The 22,069-nt window shown below is 45.0% G+C and carries 18 protein-coding genes; 14 read left to right on the forward strand and 4 right to left on the reverse strand.

Annotated elements, in window-relative coordinates:
• Positions 1 to 86: 86 nt before the first annotated feature.
• The 11 genes from IM792_RS08025 to IM792_RS08075 all read left to right on the forward strand — a co-directional run bounded on the left by IM792_RS08025 (position 87) and on the right by IM792_RS08075 (position 13,777).
• Positions 87 to 674, forward strand: a complete 588-nt coding sequence (locus tag IM792_RS08025) for a 4Fe-4S binding protein (protein ID WP_194101307.1) — start codon at positions 87 to 89, stop codon at positions 672 to 674.
• Positions 671 to 1,219, forward strand: a complete 549-nt coding sequence (locus IM792_RS08030; RefSeq protein WP_194101308.1) for an NADH-quinone oxidoreductase subunit J — start codon at positions 671 to 673, stop codon at positions 1,217 to 1,219. Before IM792_RS08025 ends, IM792_RS08030 begins: the two co-directional genes overlap by 4 nt.
• The gene (nuoK, locus tag IM792_RS08035) at positions 1,216 to 1,521 is read left to right on the forward strand and encodes an NADH-quinone oxidoreductase subunit NuoK (RefSeq protein WP_194101309.1); all 306 of its coding nucleotides are present in this window, start codon (positions 1,216 to 1,218) and stop codon (positions 1,519 to 1,521) included. Before IM792_RS08030 ends, nuoK begins: the two co-directional genes overlap by 4 nt.
• Before the next feature lie 2 nt (positions 1,522 to 1,523).
• Positions 1,524 to 2,093: a TonB-dependent receptor plug domain-containing protein gene (locus tag IM792_RS08040; RefSeq protein ID WP_194101310.1), complete on the forward strand. Its 570-nt coding sequence runs from the start codon at positions 1,524 to 1,526 to the stop codon at positions 2,091 to 2,093.
• 3 nt (positions 2,094 to 2,096) lie between these two features.
• Positions 2,097 to 4,154 carry an NADH-quinone oxidoreductase subunit L gene (locus IM792_RS08045; protein WP_228084984.1) on the forward strand — a complete coding sequence of 686 codons (2,058 nt, stop codon included), beginning with the start codon at positions 2,097 to 2,099 and terminating at the stop codon, positions 4,152 to 4,154.
• 7 nt (positions 4,155 to 4,161) lie between these two features.
• Entirely contained in the window at positions 4,162 to 5,763 is a 1,602-nt protein-coding gene (locus tag IM792_RS08050; protein ID WP_194101311.1) for an NADH-quinone oxidoreductase subunit M, read from the forward strand.
• 94 nt (positions 5,764 to 5,857) lie between these two features.
• Entirely contained in the window at positions 5,858 to 7,711 is a 1,854-nt protein-coding gene (locus IM792_RS08055) for a DUF4139 domain-containing protein (protein ID WP_194101312.1), read from the forward strand.
• Positions 7,712 to 9,217, forward strand: coding sequence for an NADH-quinone oxidoreductase subunit N (locus IM792_RS08060; protein WP_194101313.1), 1,506 nt, complete (start codon positions 7,712 to 7,714; stop codon positions 9,215 to 9,217).
• A 107-nt stretch (positions 9,218 to 9,324) separates the two neighbouring features.
• Positions 9,325 to 10,632 carry an ammonium transporter gene (locus tag IM792_RS08065; protein ID WP_194101314.1) on the forward strand — a complete coding sequence of 436 codons (1,308 nt, stop codon included), beginning with the start codon at positions 9,325 to 9,327 and terminating at the stop codon, positions 10,630 to 10,632.
• A gap of 72 nt (positions 10,633 to 10,704) precedes the next feature.
• The gene (locus tag IM792_RS08070) at positions 10,705 to 11,760 is read left to right on the forward strand and encodes an acyltransferase (protein ID WP_194101315.1); all 1,056 of its coding nucleotides are present in this window, start codon (positions 10,705 to 10,707) and stop codon (positions 11,758 to 11,760) included.
• A 109-nt stretch (positions 11,761 to 11,869) separates the two neighbouring features.
• Entirely contained in the window at positions 11,870 to 13,777 is a 1,908-nt protein-coding gene (locus IM792_RS08075) for a class II glutamine amidotransferase (RefSeq protein WP_194101316.1), read from the forward strand.
• A gap of 380 nt (positions 13,778 to 14,157) precedes the next feature.
• On the opposite strand, the gene IM792_RS08080 is transcribed toward IM792_RS08075, so the two are convergent.
• Entirely contained in the window at positions 14,158 to 14,892 is a 735-nt protein-coding gene (locus tag IM792_RS08080) for a LysE family transporter (RefSeq protein ID WP_194101317.1), read from the reverse strand.
• 168 nt (positions 14,893 to 15,060) lie between these two features.
• Here IM792_RS08080 and IM792_RS08085 point away from each other — a divergent pair, with 168 nt between their 5' ends.
• A complete protein-coding gene (locus IM792_RS08085) occupies positions 15,061 to 16,671 on the forward strand; it encodes an MFS transporter (protein ID WP_194101318.1) in 1,611 nt (536 codons plus the stop codon).
• Positions 16,672 to 16,836: 165 nt separating this feature from the next.
• Positions 16,837 to 17,301: a dCMP deaminase family protein gene (locus IM792_RS08090; protein ID WP_194101319.1), complete on the forward strand. Its 465-nt coding sequence runs from the start codon at positions 16,837 to 16,839 to the stop codon at positions 17,299 to 17,301.
• Here the strand turns inward: IM792_RS08090 and cmk are convergent.
• Entirely contained in the window at positions 17,291 to 17,968 is a 678-nt protein-coding gene (gene cmk / locus IM792_RS08095; RefSeq protein ID WP_194101320.1) for a (d)CMP kinase, read from the reverse strand. The genes IM792_RS08090 and cmk overlap by 11 nt on opposite strands.
• 60 nt (positions 17,969 to 18,028) lie before the next feature.
• On the opposite strand from cmk, the gene arfB reads away from it, so the two are divergent.
• Positions 18,029 to 18,439, forward strand: coding sequence for an alternative ribosome rescue aminoacyl-tRNA hydrolase ArfB (arfB, locus tag IM792_RS08100; protein ID WP_194101321.1), 411 nt, complete (start codon positions 18,029 to 18,031; stop codon positions 18,437 to 18,439).
• Here arfB and IM792_RS08105 read toward each other — a convergent pair.
• Both IM792_RS08105 and lon read right to left on the reverse strand, forming a co-directional pair.
• Positions 18,436 to 19,389: a lipid A deacylase LpxR family protein gene (locus tag IM792_RS08105; protein WP_194101322.1), complete on the reverse strand. Its 954-nt coding sequence runs from the start codon at positions 19,387 to 19,389 to the stop codon at positions 18,436 to 18,438. The two genes, arfB and IM792_RS08105, sit on opposite strands and share 4 nt — an antisense overlap.
• A gap of 83 nt (positions 19,390 to 19,472) precedes the next feature.
• Positions 19,473 to 21,950, reverse strand: coding sequence for an endopeptidase La (lon, locus tag IM792_RS08110; RefSeq protein ID WP_194101323.1), 2,478 nt, complete (start codon positions 21,948 to 21,950; stop codon positions 19,473 to 19,475).
• Positions 21,951 to 22,069: the final 119 nt, after the last annotated feature.

Genomic DNA, 22,069 nt, shown 5'->3' on the forward strand with positions numbered 1-22,069 from the left:
TTAGAGTTTAGATTTTAGGATTTAGAAATTAGCACTTAGAGTTTAGATTTTAGGATTTAGAAATTAGATTTTAGAATTTACAAAGCATGTTTAAAAGCGCGATAAATGGCTTAACTACTGCATGGAAGGGGATGACCCTTACCGTGGGCCACTTGTTCGCGTCGAAAAAAACACGTGAGGTTACCCGGGTGAGTGATGATAATTACTTTAAAAGGCTTGAGGGAACCAATACTATACAATATCCAAAACAACAGCTGCCCGTGCCCGAAGTGGGGCGATACCAGTTGGATGTGGAGATGGACGACTGTATTGTGTGCGATCTGTGCGCTAAGATATGCCCGGTTGATTGTATCGATATTGTATCGATAAAGGCTACGGAAGCTATCGGCCAAACATCTGATGGTACCACCAAGCGACTGTATGCCGCCAAGTTTGATATTGACATGGCCAAGTGCATGTACTGCGGCTTGTGTACCGTAGTTTGCCCTACCGAGTGCATCACCATGACCAATACTTACGACCGTACAGTGTTTGAACTGAGCGACCTGGTATACGAATTTTCGGACATGACGAAGGAGGAGGCCGACGAAAAACGTATGCTCCTTGAAAAACAAAATGCCGAAAAGCAAGCCGCCAAACTTGCCGCCATGAAAAAGAAGGAGGAAGGGCAATGACGTTGGTAAAGATTATGTTCTACATCCTGTCGGCCATTGCGCTGGCTTCGGCGTTGTATGTGGCGGCGGCTAAAAATTTGGTGCGTTCGGTATTCATGTTCTTTGTTACGCTGTTCGCGCTGGCGGGTTTGTATGTGCTTGCCCTGGCCGATTTTGTGGCCGTTACCCAAATAGTAATTTATGTAGGGGGCATCCTGGTGCTTATCCTGTTCGCCTTTATGCTGTCCGGTCGCGAAACGTTGGAGGTTATCCAGAGCCAAAAAAGCAATTTTATCAACCTGAGTAAGCTGCCTGCCGTGTTGCTGGCGGTTATGTTTTTTGTGGTGATGTTTGTTGCCTTAAGGCAGATCAACGTGAACGAAGCCGATTGGGTAAAAACCGCCGTAGCCGAGGGGAACGTGATCAAGCCTGATACGGTATTGATTGAACACATCGGCATAAACCTGATGACGCGCTACCTGTTGCCCTTTGAGGCTATCTCCATACTGCTGATGTTCGCGCTGGTAGGGGCGGCACACTTGTCCAGAAAGGAGCCGCAGGCATGATCGGCTTAAATGAGTTTTTGCTGCTTAGTGCGGCGCTGTTTTGCATAGGCCTATACATGGTTGTGGCTAAAAGCAACGCCATACAAATACTGATAGGCGTTGAACTGATGCTGAATGCCGCCATATTAAACCTGGTAGCCTTTGGGAAGTACGATAAAATTAACAATGGCGGCCAGGTGTTCGCCCTGTTTGCCATAGTGCTGGCCGCGGCGGTAACTGCCGTAGCACTGGCCATTATTCTGAATGTTTACAGGCAGTACAAAACCATTGACCCATCTAAAATTAATAACCTGGGAGATTGAGCATGATAAGGATATTTTACATTGTTTTTATGCTGATGGGTGTATTCGCGGGTAAGGCGTTTGCTCAAAAAGTGATATATGTGCCCCATATTGTATCAGCTGATGGCGCGATAATTCCTTTAGCTAAAGAGGGAGCGGTTGATTCGACCGGGTTGGTCGGGTTGTGGACTGTTAAAGGTGATTTTGAATACAAAAAGCCTGTATCTATTATTATCAGCCCAAAAGAAACTGATAACCGCCGCGTCAGTGTATTTGACACATCTGAAACGTTATTAGAACATATTGATCCTGATTATTTACAGAAAGCTAAAGATGGATTAATCGATACAAATAAATTAGGAACCGGTAAAAAACCTGTACGATTAGTTTGCTTAAGTACGGTAGCTCCCGGTGATCCTTTATTGCTGGTTGATGGCGTTGAAAAGAATATCAAAAAACTCGAAAAAATAAAGCCTGAAAATATACAGAAAATCCAGGTGCTTAAAGATGTTGCGGCAACTGCTGTTTACGGCATAAAGGCTTCTCATGGTGTGATCATCATAACTACAAAAAACAAAAAGAAAAAAAACTAAACATTGATACCCGATCAGGCCCATATAGCTCATATACAAACGTTCCACACGGTGGTGGCGGTGGTATTGCCATTGCTTGCCGCGGTTATCAATAACTTTATTCCTAATAAGGTAAAGATCACCGGGTGGATATCAACCATCGCCATATTACTGAGCGCTGTGTTTGCCATCAGTGTTTTTGCCGCCATTTGGAATACTACTACCGTACATACACAGCAACTTTGGTTTACCATTGGCGCTACTAAGGTTTACGCCGGTGTATGGCTCAATAACCTATCGGTAATGATGTTGGCCTTGGTGCCTGTTATCGCCCTGCCGGTACACATCTACTCCATGGCTTACATGAAGGAGGATGAACGCTTTAACCGATACTTTACCTATCTCAGCTTCTTTTGTTTCAGCATGCTGGCGCTGGTAGTGGTTGATAGTACTATACTGCTTTATGCCTTTTGGGAGTTGGTGGGCTTTTCATCATACCTGCTTATAGGTTTTTGGTTTACGCGCGATAAAGCGGTACAGGCCAATAAAAAAGCCTTCATCATGAACAGGATAGGCGATGTGGGACTATTATCGGCCATCATCATCCTGTTCGCGCAATATGGTACGTTTGATCTGGTTCAGCTATTTGGCGATGGCGGCCTGGTTTCACGGTCGGTCATCGAAAATGGTGTATGGATAGCACCCAATGGTCAGTTGCCTGTATTTTGGCAATATGTGGCCTTTACGGGTATATTTTTAGGCATGGCGGCTAAGTCGGCGCAGTTTCCGCTGCATACCTGGCTGCCTGATGCTATGGAGGGCCCAACATCTGTATCAGCCTTAATACATGCCGCAACCATGGTGGCCGCCGGTGTATTCCTGTTGGGCAGGGCATATCCATTATTCACGCCCGAAGAATTAAGCGTGTTCGCCATTATCGGCTGCTTTACCGCCTTTATGGCCGCGAGCATCGCCCTTACGCAAAACGATCTGAAAAGGATATTGGCCTATTCTACCATATCGCAGCTTGGGTTTATGGTGCTGGCTATGGGAGTAGGGGCTTATGCTTCGTCGCTTTTCCATTTGGCTACGCATGCTTTCTTTAAATGTCTGCTGTTTTTGGTGGCCGGTATTGTTATCCACGAGATGCAGCACATCAAGCACGAAAATCATCTCGACATCGATCCGCAGAATATATTATACATGGGCGGGCTGCGTAAAAAACTGCCTTTAACTTTTATCACGTCAGTAATAGGCAGCTTGGCGTTGATCGGTTTACTATTCACATCGGGCTACCTGTCAAAAGATGGTATACTGATACAGGCCTTTGAATGGGCCGAAGGCAAAGCCTGGTACTTTCAACTGGTGCCCGCGGGTGCATTGTTAACCAGTTTGCTAACGGCTTTTTACGTAAGCCGACTGATAGTAAAAGTATTTTTCAGCAAATTCCGTTTGCTGGATATTAAGCCGGATATAAAGCTGCACATTAGCGATGGCGGCTGGAATTATAAACTGCCGCTGATATTGCTGGCGCTTTGCAGCTTGTTCCCGTTGTTCTCTTTGCATCCGTGGTTGTATGAACATGCCTGGCTGTACGAGGGTTTCCTGCCATCAAACCATTTGGAAAGGATGAATATTTACCATACCATGATCCCCATAGGGGTAAATATTTTTAGTGTGATGGTGATATACCTGGCCTATGCCATGTATGTAAAACGCAATTATGTGGCGCGGCAAAACGGCTGGCTGTTCAAACTATCATACAACCAATGGTATCTTGATGTTGCCTACAACAAGCTGTTTGTAAAGGGCGCGCTGGCATTAGGCAACCTGCTTTATTGGTTTGACCGTACCGTTGTTGACGGCGTGGTGAACCTGCTGCGCAATATCGTCGGCCTGCTATCATCACTTGCTGAATGGGCCGATCGCTATATTGTGAACGGCATTATTTATATGATCACCGTACTGGTACGGCGCATTGGTAACCTGGTGCGGTTGTTTCAGGGTGGTAAATTGCAGTACTACCTGTACAGCATGCTGGCGGTGGTGCTTTTAGTGTTTATTTTTAAATTACTCATCTGATAACCTGATGAACCTTTTAACGATACTGATATTCATACCCATAGTGTTCGGCGCGATAATATTGCTGCTGCCGTCATCACTACGGGCAAGCTATAAATATATTACCCTGCTGGCTACGCTGGCACAGTTCGCGTTGAGTATTTGGATGTACCTCGACTTTAAAACAGGAGCGGGCTTTGGCGGTATTAACCACGAAGATCAGTTTCAGTTTGTTCAAAAACTACCCTGGATACACCTCGACCTTGGCTCTATGGGTACCATGCAGATCGATTATTTTGTAGGGGTTGATGGCATATCGGTACCGTTGCTGGTAATGAGTACTTTGGTTATGGTGATAGCCACGGTAGCATCATGGGAGATAAGCAGTAATGTTAAGGGCTTTTTTGCTTTATTTTTACTGTTGGATATGGCCGTTATCGGCGTGTTCTGCGCGTTGGATTTCTTCCTGTTCTACCTGTTTTATGAGCTGATGCTGTTGCCACTATACTTCCTGATAGGGATGTGGGGCGGCGTTAGGCGCGAGTACGCGGCCATCAAATTCTTTCTGTATACATTATTTGGTTCGGTATTTATGCTGCTGGTGATGGTAGGTTTATACCTGTCCGTTACCGATCCATCTACAGGTAGTCACACATTCAACATAGTACAGATGATGAACCCTGCCAATTACAGTGATGGCTCGGTATTTTCGGTTGCCGCGCAGCAAACCATATTAGGTATACCTGCCCGTGTATTGGGTTTTGTAGTGTTGTTTGTAGCCTTTGCTATTAAGGTGCCTGTGGTGCCGTTGCATACCTGGTTGCCGGTTGCCCACGTAGAGGCCCCAACCCCGGTATCTATCATACTGGCAGGTGTGCTGCTTAAAATAGGTGGCTATGGTATCATCCGTATATGTTTGGGCATCTTCCCGGAGGTGGCATCTTCCGGAGCGTTTTGGTTGGGCTTGCTGGGTGTGATATCCATATTGTATGGCGCGCTTAATGCCCTTGCCCAGCGCGATCTGAAACGTATGATAGCCTATTCATCCGTATCGCACATGGGTTTTGTGCTGCTGGGCATAGCCTCGCAAACTGCCGAAGGTATCAGCGGTGCGGTGTTGCAGATGATCAGCCACGGCTTTCTGTCGTCAATGTTATTCTATTTGGTAGGGGTGGTGTACAATCGCGTGCACGACAGGGATATTTACAACTTCCGCGGCCTGGGTACCATTATGCCGAAGTATACCGTATTTGTGATGATCGCGTTTTTCGCGTCGCTGGGTTTGCCGGGCTTTTCAGCATTCGTTGCCGAGGCATTCACGCTGGCCGGTACTTTCAAATCATCAACCACAAACGGACTGCTGCCTTACTGGATGGCCATTGGCGGTTCAATAGGCATATTATTAAGCGCGGCCTACTTTTTATGGACGCTGCAACGCATGTTCTTCGGCCAGCCCCTGTTAAAGGGCGGCGAAATATGGCGCACAGCCCTCAAGGATATCAACACCCGCGAAACATTAACGCTGGTGCCCTTAGCCATTATGGCCCTGGCGCTGGGCATATTCCCATCGCTGGTATTGGATGTGGCCAACGGCAGCGTGCTGGCTTTGGTGGAGTTTTTAAAGAAATAAATAAAAAACTGCCTTTTCGTTATGGAAAGGCGCATGATCGTGCATCTTCTGTACATAACAACAACAGAAGTATTCATCTAAATCTGAAACGATCATGCTAAAAAAATTATTTATGGTTGCCTGTATGCTATTTGCTGTGCAACTGGCAAAAGGCTACGAGGGGCAAAAAATAAACTCAAAGGTTACCAGGGTAACCGTGTTTTTAAACAGCGCGCAGGTAATGCGTACGGCAGCGGTTAGCATAACGCCCGGAACATCAACATTGGTTTTTGATAATATATCGCCCGATGTTGATGTGCAAAGTATACAGGTAAAAGCGGCAGGTGAGTTTACCATACTGTCGGTTAAGCATGAGCTTGATTATTTAAACGAACAAACGAAAGAAAAAAGGATAGAGGAGTTAGAGGAGCAAAAGAAACTGATACAGGATAAGCTGGACATGCAGAACAATTTATTGAACATATACCAGGAAGAAAGTGCCATGCTGTTAAAAAATCAGCAGGTATCGGGGCAAAATAACAACCTCGATCTGGTAAAGCTGCGCCAGGCCCTGGAGTTTCAAACCACCCGCTTAACCGATATCAGGAAAAAGCAGCAGGCTATTAAAAATGAAATAGCCACGCTAAACATCCAGTTGCGCAAGTTTGATAAGCAGATCAACGATATGGATGCAGGCAATAGCAAAGCTACCAGTAATGTATTGGTAACTGTGTCATCAACCAAAATATTGCAAGCGGCATTTACCCTTAGCTACGTAGTTAAAAACGCGTCGTGGTTCCCGGTTTACGATATCAGGGCTAAAAACGTTAACAGCCCTATCAATATAGTTTATAAAGCCAATGTATCGCAACAATGCGGCGAAGATTGGCGTAATGTAAAGCTTACCCTCTCAACAGGCAACCCAACAACCAGTGGCTCAAAACCCGAGTTAACACCGTATTATTTGAATGTTGGCATGTACGCTTTAAATAGCACAACCAGCATAACCAAAGTAACCGGCAAGGTTTTTAGCGGCCGCGAAATGTTGATAGGCGCAACTGTTAAAGTTAAGGGCACATCAATCGGTACGGTTACTGATGCTTCAGGCTCATACTCATTACAAGTACCTGCCGGTAACCCGGTGTTGGAGTATAGCTATATTGGCTATGAAACACGTGAGATGACGGCCACACAGCCGGTGCTTAACGTGAATTTAAATGAGAATAAAAATACCCTGAACGAAGTGGTAGTTGTGGGCTATGGCTATAGCAATAATGCAGATAAGGCGCTAAGAGGCAAGGTTGCCGGGCTTGCCGTTGTGGATAGTAGCATTCCTATAACTGTTAAGCAGATTGAAAATCAAACTAATATTGAGTTCGCTATTCAAAACCCCTATAATATTCCGGGTGATGGCAAACAATATTTGGTTGAGATAAACAGCTTTGAGCTGCCTGCAAACTATCAGTATTATGTTGCGCCCAAGTTGAGTACCGATGTGTTTTTAACCGCAACGCTGACCGACTGGAACAAATACAACTTTTTATCGGGCGAGGCTAACCTGTTTTTTGAGGGCACGTTCATCGGTAAATCATTGATTGATACACGCTCAACTAATGACACGCTCAGCCTGTCGTTAGGTGTTGATAAAAGCATACAGGTTACCCGCACGCTGCAAAAGGATCTGAAAGAGAAAAAAAGCTTCGGCTCAACCCGTAAAGTAACCCGCGACTGGCTCATAGCTGTTAAAAACCGCAAAAGTCAGCCGGTTAATTTGTTGATAGAGGATCAGGTTCCGGTATCGCAAAATTCATCAATAGGGGTAGATGTGCAGCAAACATCCGGTGCCGAAAGCGATAAACTTAACGGTAAGCTTTCATGGAGTTTTATGCTAAATTCGCAGCAGGATAAAAAATTGCAGGTTAAATACCAGGTAAGTTACCCTAAAGATCAATCCGTTATTATAGAATAAATGCACGACCTGTTACCCACCATATCCCAGCAGCTAAGCAGTATATTAGGCGACGTACACTATTTTGTGCCCGAGCTGTATTTGAGCGCGCTGTTTATTTTGGTGCTGCTTGCCGATCTGTTTATAGGTAAGCACTCCGAAAGATACTGCCGGGCTATTGGTATAGCAGGATTGATCATTGTATTCTTTAAGGATTATGACCAATGGTGGATGCTTTTAAAGGGTAGTGGTATGCAGCCGCTATTTAATGGCATGCTGTTGCTTCATCGTAAAACGGTATCATTTAAAGCGGTCATCGATCTGCTCACGATGTTGCTTATGGTTTATTTCCCTTGGGATAATAAGCTCGCCTCGCACAAAAAAGGATTGTCTGATCTGTATACCATCACCATAGGCTCGGTACTTGGGTTGCATTTACTTGCCATGGCTACCAACCTGCTGTCCATCTTTTTGGCGGTCGAGATGGTATCCATCGCATCATATTTGATGGTGGCATACTGTTCTGAAACTGGTTTGAGTGCCGAGGCTGGTTTAAAATACGTGTTATTCGGTGCGGCATCGTCGGCTGTGCTGCTGTATGGCATATCATTACTGTACGGCTTTACCGGCTCGCTCGATATTTGGGACCCTAAGTTTATGGTGAACCTCACCGCTACCGGCAGCGCCGGGGTAGGGTTAGCCCTCACATTGGTGTTGATAGGTATAGGCTTCAAACTATCATTTGTACCCGTGCATTTTTGGGTGCCCGATGTTTATGAAGGTGCCGCTACGCCTGTTACGGCCTACCTTTCAACCGTGCCTAAAATTGCGGCCTTTGCCTTGCTGATAAACTTTGTGAATGCCTTTGTAGCCGTAGTGCCTCATCCCGATTTTGATTTCAGGCTGGTGCTGTCGGCCATAGGTGTCATCACCATGATAGCCGGTAACTTTGCCGCCGTGGCGCAGCAAAACGTAAAACGTATGCTGGCCTACTCAAGCATAGGGCATACCGGTTTCGCGCTGATGGCGGTGGTAACCTATTCGCCGCAGGGGTTAAATTCACTCATCTATTATTTAGCTGTATACGCCATTGCCAATATTGCCGCGCTGCTTTTGGCCAGCTACTTCAGCAACCAGGCCGGTGCCGAAAAGGTAACCGAATACAAAGGCTTAGGCTTTAAATACCCCATAGTATCGGTTTGCTTTGTAATTGTATTGATATCGCTAACGGGTTTGCCGGTTTCGGCGGGATTTACGGGTAAGCTTTTCGTTTTCTCGTCGGTTTACAGCGTTTATCAGCAAAATCATGATGTTTGGTTGCTTGCTTTAATGATAACCGGTGCCGTTGTTACCGTGGTATCGCTGTTTTACTATATCAAAATTCCGCTTAACCTGTTTTTAAGGAAAGGAGCCTCATCATTTGAGCACGACTATTCGGATAAAAAAGTGATTTTTTTAGGACTGGTGTTGTCGTTGTTGCTTATTTTGTTCGGTATTTTCCCAAATTGGCTGTACGAAGTATTGTAAAGATCATACTTTGTTTCAAAATTTTTCAAAAACTATAAAAATAGTAGTGATTTTATAATAAAAATCATATTTTCACGCCATTCTAAATTTAATTGTCTGAAAAATTAATGAAACGGTACTTTCCCTTCCTTTTAATCCTGATTGCTTTAGTACTCACCTTTATTTATCCTTCGGTTGAACTGAATACCACTGAGAAATCGCAATTCAACGGTGCTGACATCGCCTGGATGCTGATGTCGACGGCTCTGGTGCTGATCATGACACCTGGTTTAGCCTTTTTTTATGGTGGTATGGTCAACAAAAAAAATGTGATTTCAACCATGCTGCAAAGCATCGTATGTATGGTTATCATCACGGTTATTTGGGGTATATTCGGCTTTAGTTTAGCTTTTGGCGAAAGCATAGGCGGGGTTATAGGCAACCCATCAACCTTTTTTATGATGAAGGGTATGCTGGGCACAGCTACCTGGCCAATGGCACCAACCATTCCATTGCTGTTGTTTGCCATGTACCAGTTAAAGTTCGCAATCATCACCCCGGCATTAATTACCGGTGCTTTTGCCGAGCGTATCCGTTTCAATTCATACATCATCTTCCTGATATTATTTTCCATATTCATATTCTCGCCGCTGGCACACAGCACCTGGCACCCTGATGGTATACTGGCCAAAATGGGTGTGCTTGATTTTGCCGGTGGTACCGTTGTACACATGTCGGCAGGTTGGGCGGCCTTGGCATCGGCCATCTATTTAAAACGGCGTAACGAGGCTACGCACTCACCGGCGCGCATCACGTATGTTATCATCGGTACAGGTTTGCTGTGGTTTGGCTGGTTCGGCTTTAATGCAGGTTCGGCTTTGGGCGCAAACGCTTTGGCGGTAAGCGCGCTGGCAACCAGCACAACAGCGTCAGCAGCGGCAGGCATCACCTGGATATTTTTTGATATGTTGCGCAAGCGCAAGCCATCGGCCATGGGTACCTGTATAGGCGCTGTGGTTGGTTTGGTGGCTATTACACCGGCCGCGGGCTTTGTATCGGTACCGCACTCGCTGGCAATTGGTATCATATCAGCTGTGGTAAGTAATCTGGTAGTAGAGTGGCGCACCCGTACCTCAATTGATGATACGCTGGATGTATTCCCTTGCCACGGTGTTGGCGGTATGGTGGGTATGGTGCTTACCGGTGTGTTCGCTCATCAAAACGTTAACCCGGGTATTGCCAACGGTAACGGCCTGTTTTTTGGTGAAACTAAATTGTTCATGATACAGATGGTAGCCCTGGTAGGTACATCAATATTCGCGTTCTTTGGTTCGTTATTATTATTAAAGGTTACCGACCTGATATCGCCATTACGTGTATCAATGGAAGAAGAAATTGTTGGTTTGGACGTTAGCCAGCACGGCGAAAAACTATAACAAACCGTTTACATACTAAAATTTTAAATGCTTATGACTACTTTACAGGTGTCATAAGCATTTTTTTATTTGATGAAACCACATTACCCTATATTGGATGGATTGCGGGGTACGGCCGCCATTCTTGTTGTTATCTTCCACATACTTGAGGTTAACTTTCCGCCCGAAACACACCCCATGAACCACGGTTACCTCGCGGTTGATTTCTTTTACCTGCTATCGGGCTTTGTGGTAGGCTATGCTTATGATGATAGATGGGGGGGGAATATGACGGTATGGCAATTCCTGAAAATAAGGTTCGCGCGCCTGCACCCCATGGTGATATTCAGCATTACCGTGGGCGCTATTGCTTTCTGGGTCGATCCGTTTCGCAGCAGTTCTTTTGATATCAGCCTGATCAAACTCATTGGCGTCACCCTAATCAGCTATACCATTTTACCCGCGCCGGATGTTCGCGGCTGGGGCGAGATCCATTCGCTTAATGGCCCATGCTGGTCGTTATTGCAGGAGTATATCGCCAATATCCTTTACGCGGTAACAGGCCGAAAGTTAAATAAACCGGCATTGATCGGTTTGGTAATTATATCGGGCATAGTTTTAATTGTGACAGCCCTGTATCAAAACTATTTAGGCTTAGGCTGGAGTTTTGAAACATTTTGGGCAGGCCCGGTACGCATGGTGTTCCCGTTCTTTGGGGGCTTACTGCTGTTCCGTATGGGTAAGCTGATCCGTATACCCATGACCTATCCGCTATGCTCGTTACTATTGATCGTATTATTTTTTATGCCGAGATTCCAGCTTAATGGTTTATATGATGTAAGCTGTATCATCCTGATATTCCCGTTAATGGTAGCCGCCGGGGCAGGGGGCAGGGTAAGCGGCAGGTGGGCGGCCGTTTGTAAATTCGCAGGTGATATATCATACCCGCTTTACCTCATCCATTACCCGTTTATCTACATATATGGTTATTGGATAAGTGTTACCAAGCCAACTGCCGGGCAAAACGTACCCATAGCCATTGGCTTATTTGTGTTTTTTATATTATTCGCTTTAGCGGCCTTAAAATGGTACGATGAACCTGTGCGCAAATGGTTGCGCAAAAAGCTTGTTCCAACACGTGCCGTTTAGGGTGATTAAATAGATGTTAAATTAATATCAATATTAATGCTTTTTTAATGACAATAGGATAGGTGATTATCGCTAATAAAAGTTTACTTTTGCAACCTCATTCCAAATCATGAGCGATCAGATTAAACATGAATGCGGTGTGGCATTTATCCGCCTAAGAAAGCCACTCTCTTATTATCAGCAAAAGTACGGCACTGCGCTGTACGGCTTAAACAAACTGTACCTTTTAATGGAAAAACAACACAACCGCGGCCAGGATGGCGCAGGTGTTGCTACCATTAAACTGGATATTGAACCGGGTAAGCGCTACATTAGTCGCCACCGCTCAATGGCCTCAAACGCCGTTGCTGATATTTTTGAGTACATCCAGAAAAAATTTGCTGACATTGAAAAGGAGTTTCCTGAAAAGCTTGCCGATGCCGAATGGTTAAAAGAGCATGTGAGCTTTACAGGCGAGGTGCTTTTAGGCCACCTGCGTTATGGTACGCATGGCAAAAATAGTATCGAAAACTGTCACCCTTTTCTGCGCCAAAACAACTGGAAAACACGTAACCTGGTAATTGCCGGTAACTTTAACATGACCAATGTTGACGAGCTACTGCAACAGCTTTACGATTTAGGGCAACACCCTAAAGAGAAAGCCGATACCGTTACCGTGTTGGAAAAGATAGGTCACTTTTTAGACACCGAGAACCAGGGTTTGTTCGATCAGTACAAACGCGAGGGACTGGATGATAACGTTGAGATCAGCAAGCTGATAGCTAATGATCTGGACGTTGCCAAAATTCTCCGTAAATCAGCCAAAAACTGGGATGGTGGTTATACTATTGCCGGTATAATGGGCCACGGTGACGCGTTTGTAATGCGCGACCCTGTAGGTATACGCCCGGCATTCTATTATTATAACGATGAGATAGTTGTTGCGGCATCTGAGCGCCCGGCTATCCAAACCGCCTTCAATATTCCGGTTGATGAGATCAACGAGATCAAACCCGGCCACGCCCTGATCGTTAAAAAGAATGGCGAAGTATCTGAAGATATGTTCAGCGAGCCATTGGAGAAAAAGGCATGTTCATTTGAGCGTATCTATTTCTCGCGCGGCAGCGATTCATCTATCTACCGTGAGCGTAAGCAATTAGGCAGGTTGTTATGCCCGCAGATATTGGATTTTGTTGATCACGATATTAAGAATACTGTATTCTCATATATACCCAACACTGCCGAGGTTGCCTTTTACGGCATGGTTGAGGGTGTGCACAAATACATTAAAAAATACCAGCGCGACAGGCTGCTTAACCGCGCCGACAAAATTAGCGATGAAGAACTGACCGAGGTGCTGCAATTAGCTCCACGTGTAGAGAAGATCGCTATTAAGGATGTTAAGCTGCGTACCTTCATCACCCAGGATGCCGACCGCAGCGAAATGGTTGCCCACGTTTATGATACCACTTATGGCTTGATAAAAAACGGAACCGATCAGCTGGTGGTACTGGATGATTCCATAGTTCGTGGTACTACGCTTAAGCAAAGCATCCTGAAGATACTTGACCGTTTAGGCCCTAAAAAAATAGTGGTAGTGTCATCAGCTCCGCAAATACGTTACCCGGATTGTTACGGTATCGATATGTCGCGCATGGGCGAGTTTGTGGCTTTTGAGGCGGCGGTAAGCTTGCTTAAGGATGCCGGTAAAGAGGATGTACTATTAAAGGTTTACCAGCAATGTAAGGATAGCGCCAAGTTGCCTAAAGAGCAGGTGGTAAACTATGTAAAGGCCATTTACGAGCCATTTACCGATCAGGAAATATCTGATCGTATTGCACAGATCATTACTCCAAAAAATACAAATGCAGAGGTAAGGGTAATTTACCAAACACTGGATAACCTGCACATTGCCTGCCCTGGCCATACCGGCGATTGGTATTTCTCGGGTAACTACCCAACTCCGGGTGGCAACAAGGTGGTTAACCGCGCTTTTGTTAACTGGATGGAAGGCAAAAACCAACGTGCTTACATGTAAGCCTTATTTGGTTATAACCTGCACACAATTTACAGAACGCTCCGGAAACGGGGCGTTTCTTGTTTGTGGGGTATAAACAAGAATGAGCGTGGAGTTGATATATTTGAAATGCTTAGAATTGATATTTATGAATCGTGAATTGAAGAATGTATTGAATTTTATAATGATCGCGATTCTGAATGTTTTGCTATTTATCTTATTGCAAATAGCTTCTCAATTCGTTCATTTCTTTATTTACGGTGAGGGAGTATCAAGTGATAAGTATACTCTAAGAGTATCAACGTTTTTTGCGTTGCTACAATTGATGATAGTGCTTTTATTGTTTTATAAAAAGACGATCATTAAAACATATATACAGTTGATCTTAAGCGTTGTACTTATTATCGGATTGTATATTTATTATCTGTTGTAGCCACATATTGCTTAAATGGTATTTTACCAATATGAATTTCGGGAGAGTAAGAAACCTTATCTGACTTAAATACAATATGGCTGATCAGCCTGTCGAACAGAATAACCGAGGCGATGATGAGCGCTATACCCGCCACCTGGTTTAGTTTGTGTACCAGGGTTACTGATATACGGTCGCGCAGTTTGTTGGCGTAAAAGGCCTTGAGCGTATCTAAGCCGAACTGCACGATCAGCACCGTTAAAAACATGATAGCTATTTTTAAGCGACGATCGGGAATGCCCTCGTGGTAGGTGGTACTGGCGGTGCCGATAACCATCATCCAGTGAAACAGGATGGTAGGGTTGAAAATACACATAAAAAAACCCTTCAAAAAATAACCGGTACGCTTAAGCTTTGATGGGGTAGAGTTGTTGTAGTTAACATCGGCCTTTTTAAATATATAGTAGATGCCAATAATAAGCAGTATGGCACTGCCCACCACACCCGCGTAAATTTTGGTTTGCGGGGTAATATCTATCAATTGTGAGCCAAAAAGTATGGCACCAACAAATACAACATCTGTTGATACTACACCCAGCGCGAAGGCAACACCTGCCTGAAAGCCCCTTTCAATACTCACCTTTATGAGCGAGAAAAAAACCGGCCCGGTTATAAAGGTTAGTATCAACCCTATACCGATTCCTGAAATAATGGCGTCTATCATTAACTATATCTTGGGCGGCATTTTTTGAACATGCGAATATGCAATTTTATCTCATAAACCGTACAAAAATCTATTGGCCGCGGTAATAAATGTAATCTTATAACAGGAAATTATAAAAATTGATTTATGTTAGTGCTTTAAACTAAATTCGTACAACCAAGTTATAAAATGGAACAAAACAAAACGAAAAGCTACGGATCGGCATTGTATACCATTATTACAGTGTTCTTTTTCTGGGGCTTCCTGGCAGCATCAAATGGTATTTTCATACCATTTTGTAAAGCACATTTTAACCTAACGCAATTCGAGTCGCAATTGATCGACTTTACCTTTTACGGTGGTTATTTTATGGGTTCACTTATCCTGTATTTTGCCTCAGCAGCATCACGTATTGATATACTGAACAAAATGGGATATAAGAATGGTATCATCGTTGGCCTTATCATCTCGGCCATTGGCGCGTTAATTATGGTACCGGCCATCAACTCAGGCTCGTTCGCCTTTATATTGGTTACCTTCTTTATTATAGCTTTAGGTTTCTCGTTACAGCAAACTGCTGCTAACCCGTTCGTTATAGCGTTAGGTAGCCCCGAAACAGGTACCCACCGTTTAAATTTTGCCGGTAGTATCAACAACTTCGGCAGCATCATGGGGCCCATCATTGTAAACATTGTATTGTTTGGCTCAGCAGCGGCTAAAATACCTGCATCTGAGGTTAAAATAGCTTCGGTAAACAGCTTGTATTTAATATTGGCGGGCTTGTTCATAGCGGTAGCTATATTCTTTTGGATATCAAAATTACCAAGCGTAACCAGCGATGAGGAAATGGAACCAAGCAATAAGGCTAATAAGCCATTGGGCATCCTTTTCGTGGCGTTCCTGCTTATCTTGGCGGCTGATCCGCTGAGCACCGCTACCGGTGTTCCGCAACCTTACTTTGTATACGCATCGCTTGCTATAGTATTGTTAACATTGATAGGTTCGGTATCGGCATCAAGCAAAAGCAAAGCTGGTTGGGGCGCTATGCAGTATCCGCAATTGGTTTACGGTATGCTGGCCATTTTTATGTATGTAGGTGTTGAGGTAACCATCCAAAGTAATATGGGTGCCTTGTTAGAGAGCCCTGCATTTGGCGGTTATACTACCGACCAGGTTGCGCCATTTATATCACTATACTGGGGTAGCTTAATGGTTGGCCGATGGACAGGTGCCATCGCGGCATTTAATCTTTCAAAAACTGCTAAATTGATTTTGACCATCATTGTGCCTTTTGTTGCCTTTGGTGTTATATTGGGTGTTAACGGTGCTACCGGTACTGATGTAAGCAACCTTTACCCTTACGCAATTTGTGTGGCTATACTGATCGTAGGCTTCCTTATCGGTCAGCAAAAACCGGTGCGTACATTGGCCTTATTCGGTATTTTAGGTGTTATAGCAATGGTTGTAGGTTTAATGACTACAGGCATGTTCGCTATCTTCGCTTTCCTGAGCGGTGGTTTATGCTGTTCAATTATGTGGCCGTCAATCTTCTCATTGTCAGTTACAGGCTTAGGCAAATACACCAGCCAGGGCTCAGCATTCCTGATCATGATGATATTGGGTGGTTCTATCATCCCGCCGGTACAGGGTATCCTGGCCGATTCGGAAGGCATCCACCTGTCATACATCGTACCGGTTATCGGCTTCGCTTACCTGGCATTCTTTGCCTGGAAAGCAGGTGCCATACTTAAATCACAAGGTATTGATATTGATAGTGTAGAAACCGGAGGCGGGCACTAATTTTTAGTACAAAGTCATTTTTCATTGGTCAGTTGTCATTAGTCATTATTTTTGTATGCTGATGATAACTGGCCAATGTTGTTTAATAGGGTATTAAAAACATCCCAATGACTATTGGCTAATGACAAATGCCCACTCACCATTGACCACTAACTACTCACCAAAATGCGTCCCAGTTTCGATAATATTTTCATGAACCTCGCAACCGACTTAGCACGCCGGTCGCATTGTATTAAAGCGCATGTGGGTGCGGTATTGGTTAAAGATACCCGCGTTATTTCTATAGGCTACAACGGCCCGCCCGCGGGAACCCATAACTGCGATGAGGAATGGCCCGATACAGGCTGCCCACGCGACGCGCGCGGAAGCTGCTCGTTAGCATTGCATGCCGAGGAGAACGCTATACTGTATGCTGTTAAAAATGGTGCTAATTTGCAGGGTGCCACATTGTATACCACGCTATCGCCATGCCTGCCATGTGCCAGGCTGATATTTTCGGCAGGCATAAAGCATGTATTCTTCAATAAATCGTACGCGGCGTACAAGGGTTTGCCAAGCGATGAGGGGGTGGATTTTTTAAACCGCTTCGGCGTGGTTGCCGAGCGGTTTGAGGGTGATATTATGCCTTAATAAAAGGTGTTATCTTATCCAGCGCGAAGGCTAATTGCTCGTCGGGCGTGAGGTAACTGTTATCTAAAACAATAGCGTCATCGGCCTGTACCAATGGGCTTTCCTTACGGGTGGTATCGTCATGGTCGCGCAGGGCAAGGTTGTCAAAAACCTCCTCCATGGTAATATCGGGCTGTTTAACTACCAGCTCCTTGTAACGGCGCTCGGCACGTATCTTAGGGTCGGCGGTCATAAATAGTTTTACCTGCGCTTCAGGGAATACGGTAGTACCAATATCGCGGCCATCCATAATGATATTGATAGATTTGCCCATCAGTTGTTGCTGCTTAACCATAGCATGGCGCACGGCGGGTATAGCGGCCACCTTGCTCACGTTCGAGGCCACATGCATCTGCCTGATCTCCTCAGATACATCTTCATCATTTAAAAAAAGGTTGGCCTGGCCATCCTTAGTTTTAAAGGTGATATGAATATTGCTTAAGGCGGTTTCAACCTGGGTTTGGTTGGTCAGGTCTATCTCGTTACGTAAAAAATACAGGGTAACGGCACGGTACATGGCGCCGGTATCAATGTAAACAAAATCAAGTTTTTTGGCTAAGGCTTTGGCAATGGTGCTTTTTCCGCACGACGAGAAACCGTCAATGGCTACTACTATATTGTTATTCATAATGTGCTTACAAGATACAAAATATAAGCTTTGCGCCGCCAAACAATTTATATTTGCCGCATGAATGCAAACAAGGCCGAGCTGCAAAAGGAGGTGATCTATAAAACCTCAAGGAGTGGCGGCAAGGGCGGGCAAAACGTTAACAAGGTATCAACCAAAGTAGAATTACTTTTTTCGGTTGATGATTCGCTGTTGTTTAATGATGATGAAAAGCAGCTGATAAACACCCGCCTGCAATCGCGCTTTAACAAGGATGGCTTTGTGCAGGTGGTGTGTGATGAAGAACGCAGCCAATACCTCAATAAAGAGAAAGCGATTGAAAAGCTTGTCAACCTGCTAACTAAAGCCCTTATAGTTGACAAGCCCCGCAAGGCTACCAAAGTAAGCCGCTCCATTAAAGCCGCCCGCGCCGAAAACAAGCGCCAGCAATCAGCCAAAAAAGAAAGCCGCAAACGTAAATTTGATTATTAATTAAAGCGGTACAATATGGTTGCCGATCCCCATTGATGGGCTTTGAGCATCTCCTTGGTATCCTTTGTCTGGAAGATGGCCGATAGGTCAAATATCCAGCGCTCACCGCCGTAAGTAATGCCGAATTGCTGGCTGAAGACCACAGGCTTGCGGGTAAGCCTTACCTCAACGCCGTCGGCACTATTGTTAAACAGGCTGCCCTCTATAGTAGCATCATAAGCTACATAGCGCAAAGTAGGGCGCAGGTAAAAGAAAAATTCATGCTTATTAAGCGGCTCAAAGCCACGTTGTTTAATGGCGGTACTTTGTGTACTTACCGAGTTGAACAGCTGATTAAAGTTGCCTAATCGTACCAAAAAACCCGCGCCCGCACCGGTAAAGCCAGTACCCAGGTTGGCATAGGTATTTAAGGCTACATCCACATCCTTACCCGCACGGGCAAGCAAGCGGTTATATTCGCCCGCTAAATTGAACTGGAAGTTATTACGTATCTGATATTCCCAACCCTGCAACTCATAAAAGCCGAAGGTGTTATGGATAACCTCCTGCGCCTGGCGACCAAGCGCTGCCGGGCCAACCATGCCTACTTGCGCGCCCAGTTTAAGGTTGCTTTCGTTGCTGTATAAAAGGTTGAGGTTGGCGCCCGCGTACAGGTAACCCGCAAAGGGGCGGTCAACCATGTTACGATCGGGCATTTGACCGCTGGCGGGGTTAAATATCTTTTGGCCCAGCTCAATGCCTAATACCTTGTTTTTAAAGCGAACGGTATCATCAACATTTAATCCTCGCCTAAAAAATACGAACAGGCCATTGGTATAATATCGGTCAGACCCTTGAGCCAGAAAGGAGTCATTATCGCTTTGAAAGCCAAACTCGTTGCGGTGAGTTTGCGCGAATGATTGCATGCCCAACAGCAGGCACAGCAATAGCAGTGTATTTTTAAAGTTCATTAATATTACAGGGGGAGTGTAAATTAAAAAAGCCGGATGGGTTTGCATCCGGCTTTAAAGGTAAAGTATATTTTGCTTAAAATTTAATTCAGCGCAGGCTTTAGTTCTTCTTTTATAGTGAGGTCGATAGGCTCTTTTACTGTTTCGTTAAGCAGGGCCAGGTTGATCACCTCGCGCATATCGGTTACGTAATGGAAGTTAAGGTCTTTAATATAGTTTTCCTTGATCTCCAATATATCCTTCTTGTTTGATTTGCACAGGATGATATCCTTGATATTAGCGCGCTTTGCAGCCAGTATCTTTTCCTTAATACCACCTACAGGCAATACACGACCGCGCAGGGTGATCTCGCCTGTCATGGCCAGATTTTGCTTTATTTTACGCTGTGTAAAGGCCGATGTAAGGGCAGTAAGCATGGTGATACCTGCCGATGGACCATCCTTTGGTGTAGCGCCAGCCGGTACGTGAATGTGCACATCCCACTGATCGAACAAACGGGCATCAATATTAAACTGTGCCGCATGCGCGCGCAGATAGGCTAATGCTATCACTGCCGACTCCTTCATTACATCACCCAAGCTACCGGTAAGCGTTAGCTTGCCTTTGCCGGGACTCAGACTGGCTTCAATGAACAGGATATCGCCGCCTACTGATGTCCAGGCCAGGCCTGTAACTACACCGGCAACGTCATTACCTTCGTATAGGTCTTTATCGTAAATAGGAGCGCCTAATATGGTTTCAATATCCTTTTTGTTAACGTTGGTGTTATATGGCTCCTCAAGTGCTATGCTTTTGGCAATGCCACGTACTACCGAACCTATTTTTTTCTCCAGCGATCGTACGCCCGACTCACGGGTATAATCCTCTATCACCTTTTCTAAAACATCACTTTTAAGGGCGATGTCCTTCGCTTTAAGGCCGTGGGCTTCGCGTTGCTTAGGTAACAGGTGTTGTTTGGCTATTTCTATCTTCTCCTCAATGGTGTAACCGTTCACCTCGATGATCTCCATACGATCAAGCAAAGCAGGCTGTATAGTGCTCAATGAGTTAGCGGTAGCGATGAACATTACGTTCGACAGATCGAAATCCAGCTCAACATAATGATCGTAGAAAGTGCTGTTCTGTTCAGGGTCGAGCACCTCAAGCAGGGCTGATGATGGGTCGCCCCTAAAATCGTTACCTACTTTATCAATCTCATCCAATATAAATACAGGATTGGCCGCGCCTGCCTTTTTTACCGATTGTATGATACGGCCCGGCATAGCGCCAATGTAGGTTTTACGGTGACCGCGAATTTCGGCCTCATCACGTACGCCACCCAGCGCCATACGTACATATTTACGCCCCAACGCTTTGGCTATTGATTTACCCAAACTGGTTTTACCCACACCCGGAGGGCCAACAAGGCACAGTATAGGGGCTTTCATATCGTGCTTTAATTTAAGCACGGCCAGGTATTCAATAATGCGGCGCTTAACCTTATCTAAACCAAAGTGATCCTTATCCAGCACCTTTTGGGCGCGTTTAAGGTCGAAATTATCTTTGGTGAATTCGCTCCACGGCAAATCGAGCAACAGTTCCAGGTAATTTATCTGTACCGAGTAGTCGGCAGCGGCCGGGTTGGTGCGGGCAAGCTTTTCAAGCTCCTTGCTAAAATGGTCTGCTACCTCTTTGGCCCATTTCTTTTTGGTGGCACGCTGGCGCAGGTTCTCAATTTCCAGATCAGGGGTGTTACCGCCCAGTTCTTCCTGAATGGTTTTCAGTTGCTGATTCAGGAAATAATCGCGCTGCTGCTTGTCAAGGTCAACACGTACCTTGGTTTGTATCTGATTTTTCAGTTCAAGCATTTGCAGGTCGAGCGTTAAATGCTCCAGCACCATATTGGCACGATCGCGCAGGTTTGAAACCTCCAGCAAACGTTGCTTGGCCTCCATATCGGCATTCATGTTTGATGCGATGAAGTTGATCAGGAAGGCAATGCTCTCAATATTTTTTATGGCGATACCGGCCTCGCTCGGTATGTTTGGCGATAGCTGTATAATGCTCATGGCCATATCCTTAACGGATGATATCATGGCCTTGAACTCCTTATCCTCCTTGCTTGGCAGATCGCGGAAAGGTTCAATAGTAGCCCTTAAGTAAGGCTCGCTCTGTAATTCCTCTTTTAATATAAAACGCTTTTTACCCTGTATAATAACCGTGGTGTTACCATCAGGCATTTGCAGTACTTTAATAATAACAGCAACCGTACCTACATTATGCAGCTGTGTAAAAACCGGATCTTCAATAGATACATCCTGCTGGGCCACAACGCCTATCATGCGGTCGCCTTTATTGGCATCACGTATCAGTTTTATTGATTTATCGCGCCCTACGGTAATAGGTATAACCACCCCCGGAAAAAGCACAGTATTACGCAACGGTAATATGGGCAATGAGGCGGGGAGTTCTTCGTTATTCATCTCCGCTTCGTCTTCGGTTGACATTAGCGGGAAGAATTCCGACTCATCATTTATTATCGGTAAAGTGTTTTTAAAGTCAAAAGGGTCGTAACTCATCAATATAAAATTTTAGCGCCATATTGTCAGCCTGATGTATAAACGGGCTTTTAAAACGATGCTTCTAAACAGATAGTATACATGGTTCAACACTTGTGCCAATAATCGTGATAACCACAGTA

This window comes from Mucilaginibacter sp. JRF, from assembly GCF_015223065.1.
GTDB lineage: Bacteria > Bacteroidota > Bacteroidia > Sphingobacteriales > Sphingobacteriaceae > Mucilaginibacter.

Coding starts and splice junctions, on each gene's coding strand:
- IM792_RS08040 (WP_194101310.1), top strand. CDS start 1,524: ATGATAAGGATATTTTACATTGTTTTTATGCTGATGGGTGTATTCGCG.
- arfB (WP_194101321.1), top strand. CDS start 18,029: ATGAATGCAAACAAGGCCGAGCTGCAAAAGGAGGTGATCTATAAAACC.
- IM792_RS08075 (WP_194101316.1), top strand. CDS start 11,870: ATGAGCGATCAGATTAAACATGAATGCGGTGTGGCATTTATCCGCCTA.
- IM792_RS08050 (WP_194101311.1), top strand. CDS start 4,162: ATGAACCTTTTAACGATACTGATATTCATACCCATAGTGTTCGGCGCG.
- nuoK (WP_194101309.1), top strand. CDS start 1,216: ATGATCGGCTTAAATGAGTTTTTGCTGCTTAGTGCGGCGCTGTTTTGC.
- IM792_RS08080 (WP_194101317.1), bottom strand. CDS start 14,892: ATGATAGACGCCATTATTTCAGGAATCGGTATAGGGTTGATACTAACC.
- IM792_RS08030 (WP_194101308.1), top strand. CDS start 671: ATGACGTTGGTAAAGATTATGTTCTACATCCTGTCGGCCATTGCGCTG.
- IM792_RS08065 (WP_194101314.1), top strand. CDS start 9,325: ATGAAACGGTACTTTCCCTTCCTTTTAATCCTGATTGCTTTAGTACTC.
- IM792_RS08085 (WP_194101318.1), top strand. CDS start 15,061: ATGGAACAAAACAAAACGAAAAGCTACGGATCGGCATTGTATACCATT.
- IM792_RS08090 (WP_194101319.1), top strand. CDS start 16,837: ATGCGTCCCAGTTTCGATAATATTTTCATGAACCTCGCAACCGACTTA.
- IM792_RS08070 (WP_194101315.1), top strand. CDS start 10,705: ATGAAACCACATTACCCTATATTGGATGGATTGCGGGGTACGGCCGCC.
- IM792_RS08055 (WP_194101312.1), top strand. CDS start 5,858: ATGCTAAAAAAATTATTTATGGTTGCCTGTATGCTATTTGCTGTGCAA.
- IM792_RS08060 (WP_194101313.1), top strand. CDS start 7,712: ATGCACGACCTGTTACCCACCATATCCCAGCAGCTAAGCAGTATATTA.
- IM792_RS08105 (WP_194101322.1), bottom strand. CDS start 19,389: ATGAACTTTAAAAATACACTGCTATTGCTGTGCCTGCTGTTGGGCATG.
- IM792_RS08025 (WP_194101307.1), top strand. CDS start 87: ATGTTTAAAAGCGCGATAAATGGCTTAACTACTGCATGGAAGGGGATG.
- cmk (WP_194101320.1), bottom strand. CDS start 17,968: ATGAATAACAATATAGTAGTAGCCATTGACGGTTTCTCGTCGTGCGGA.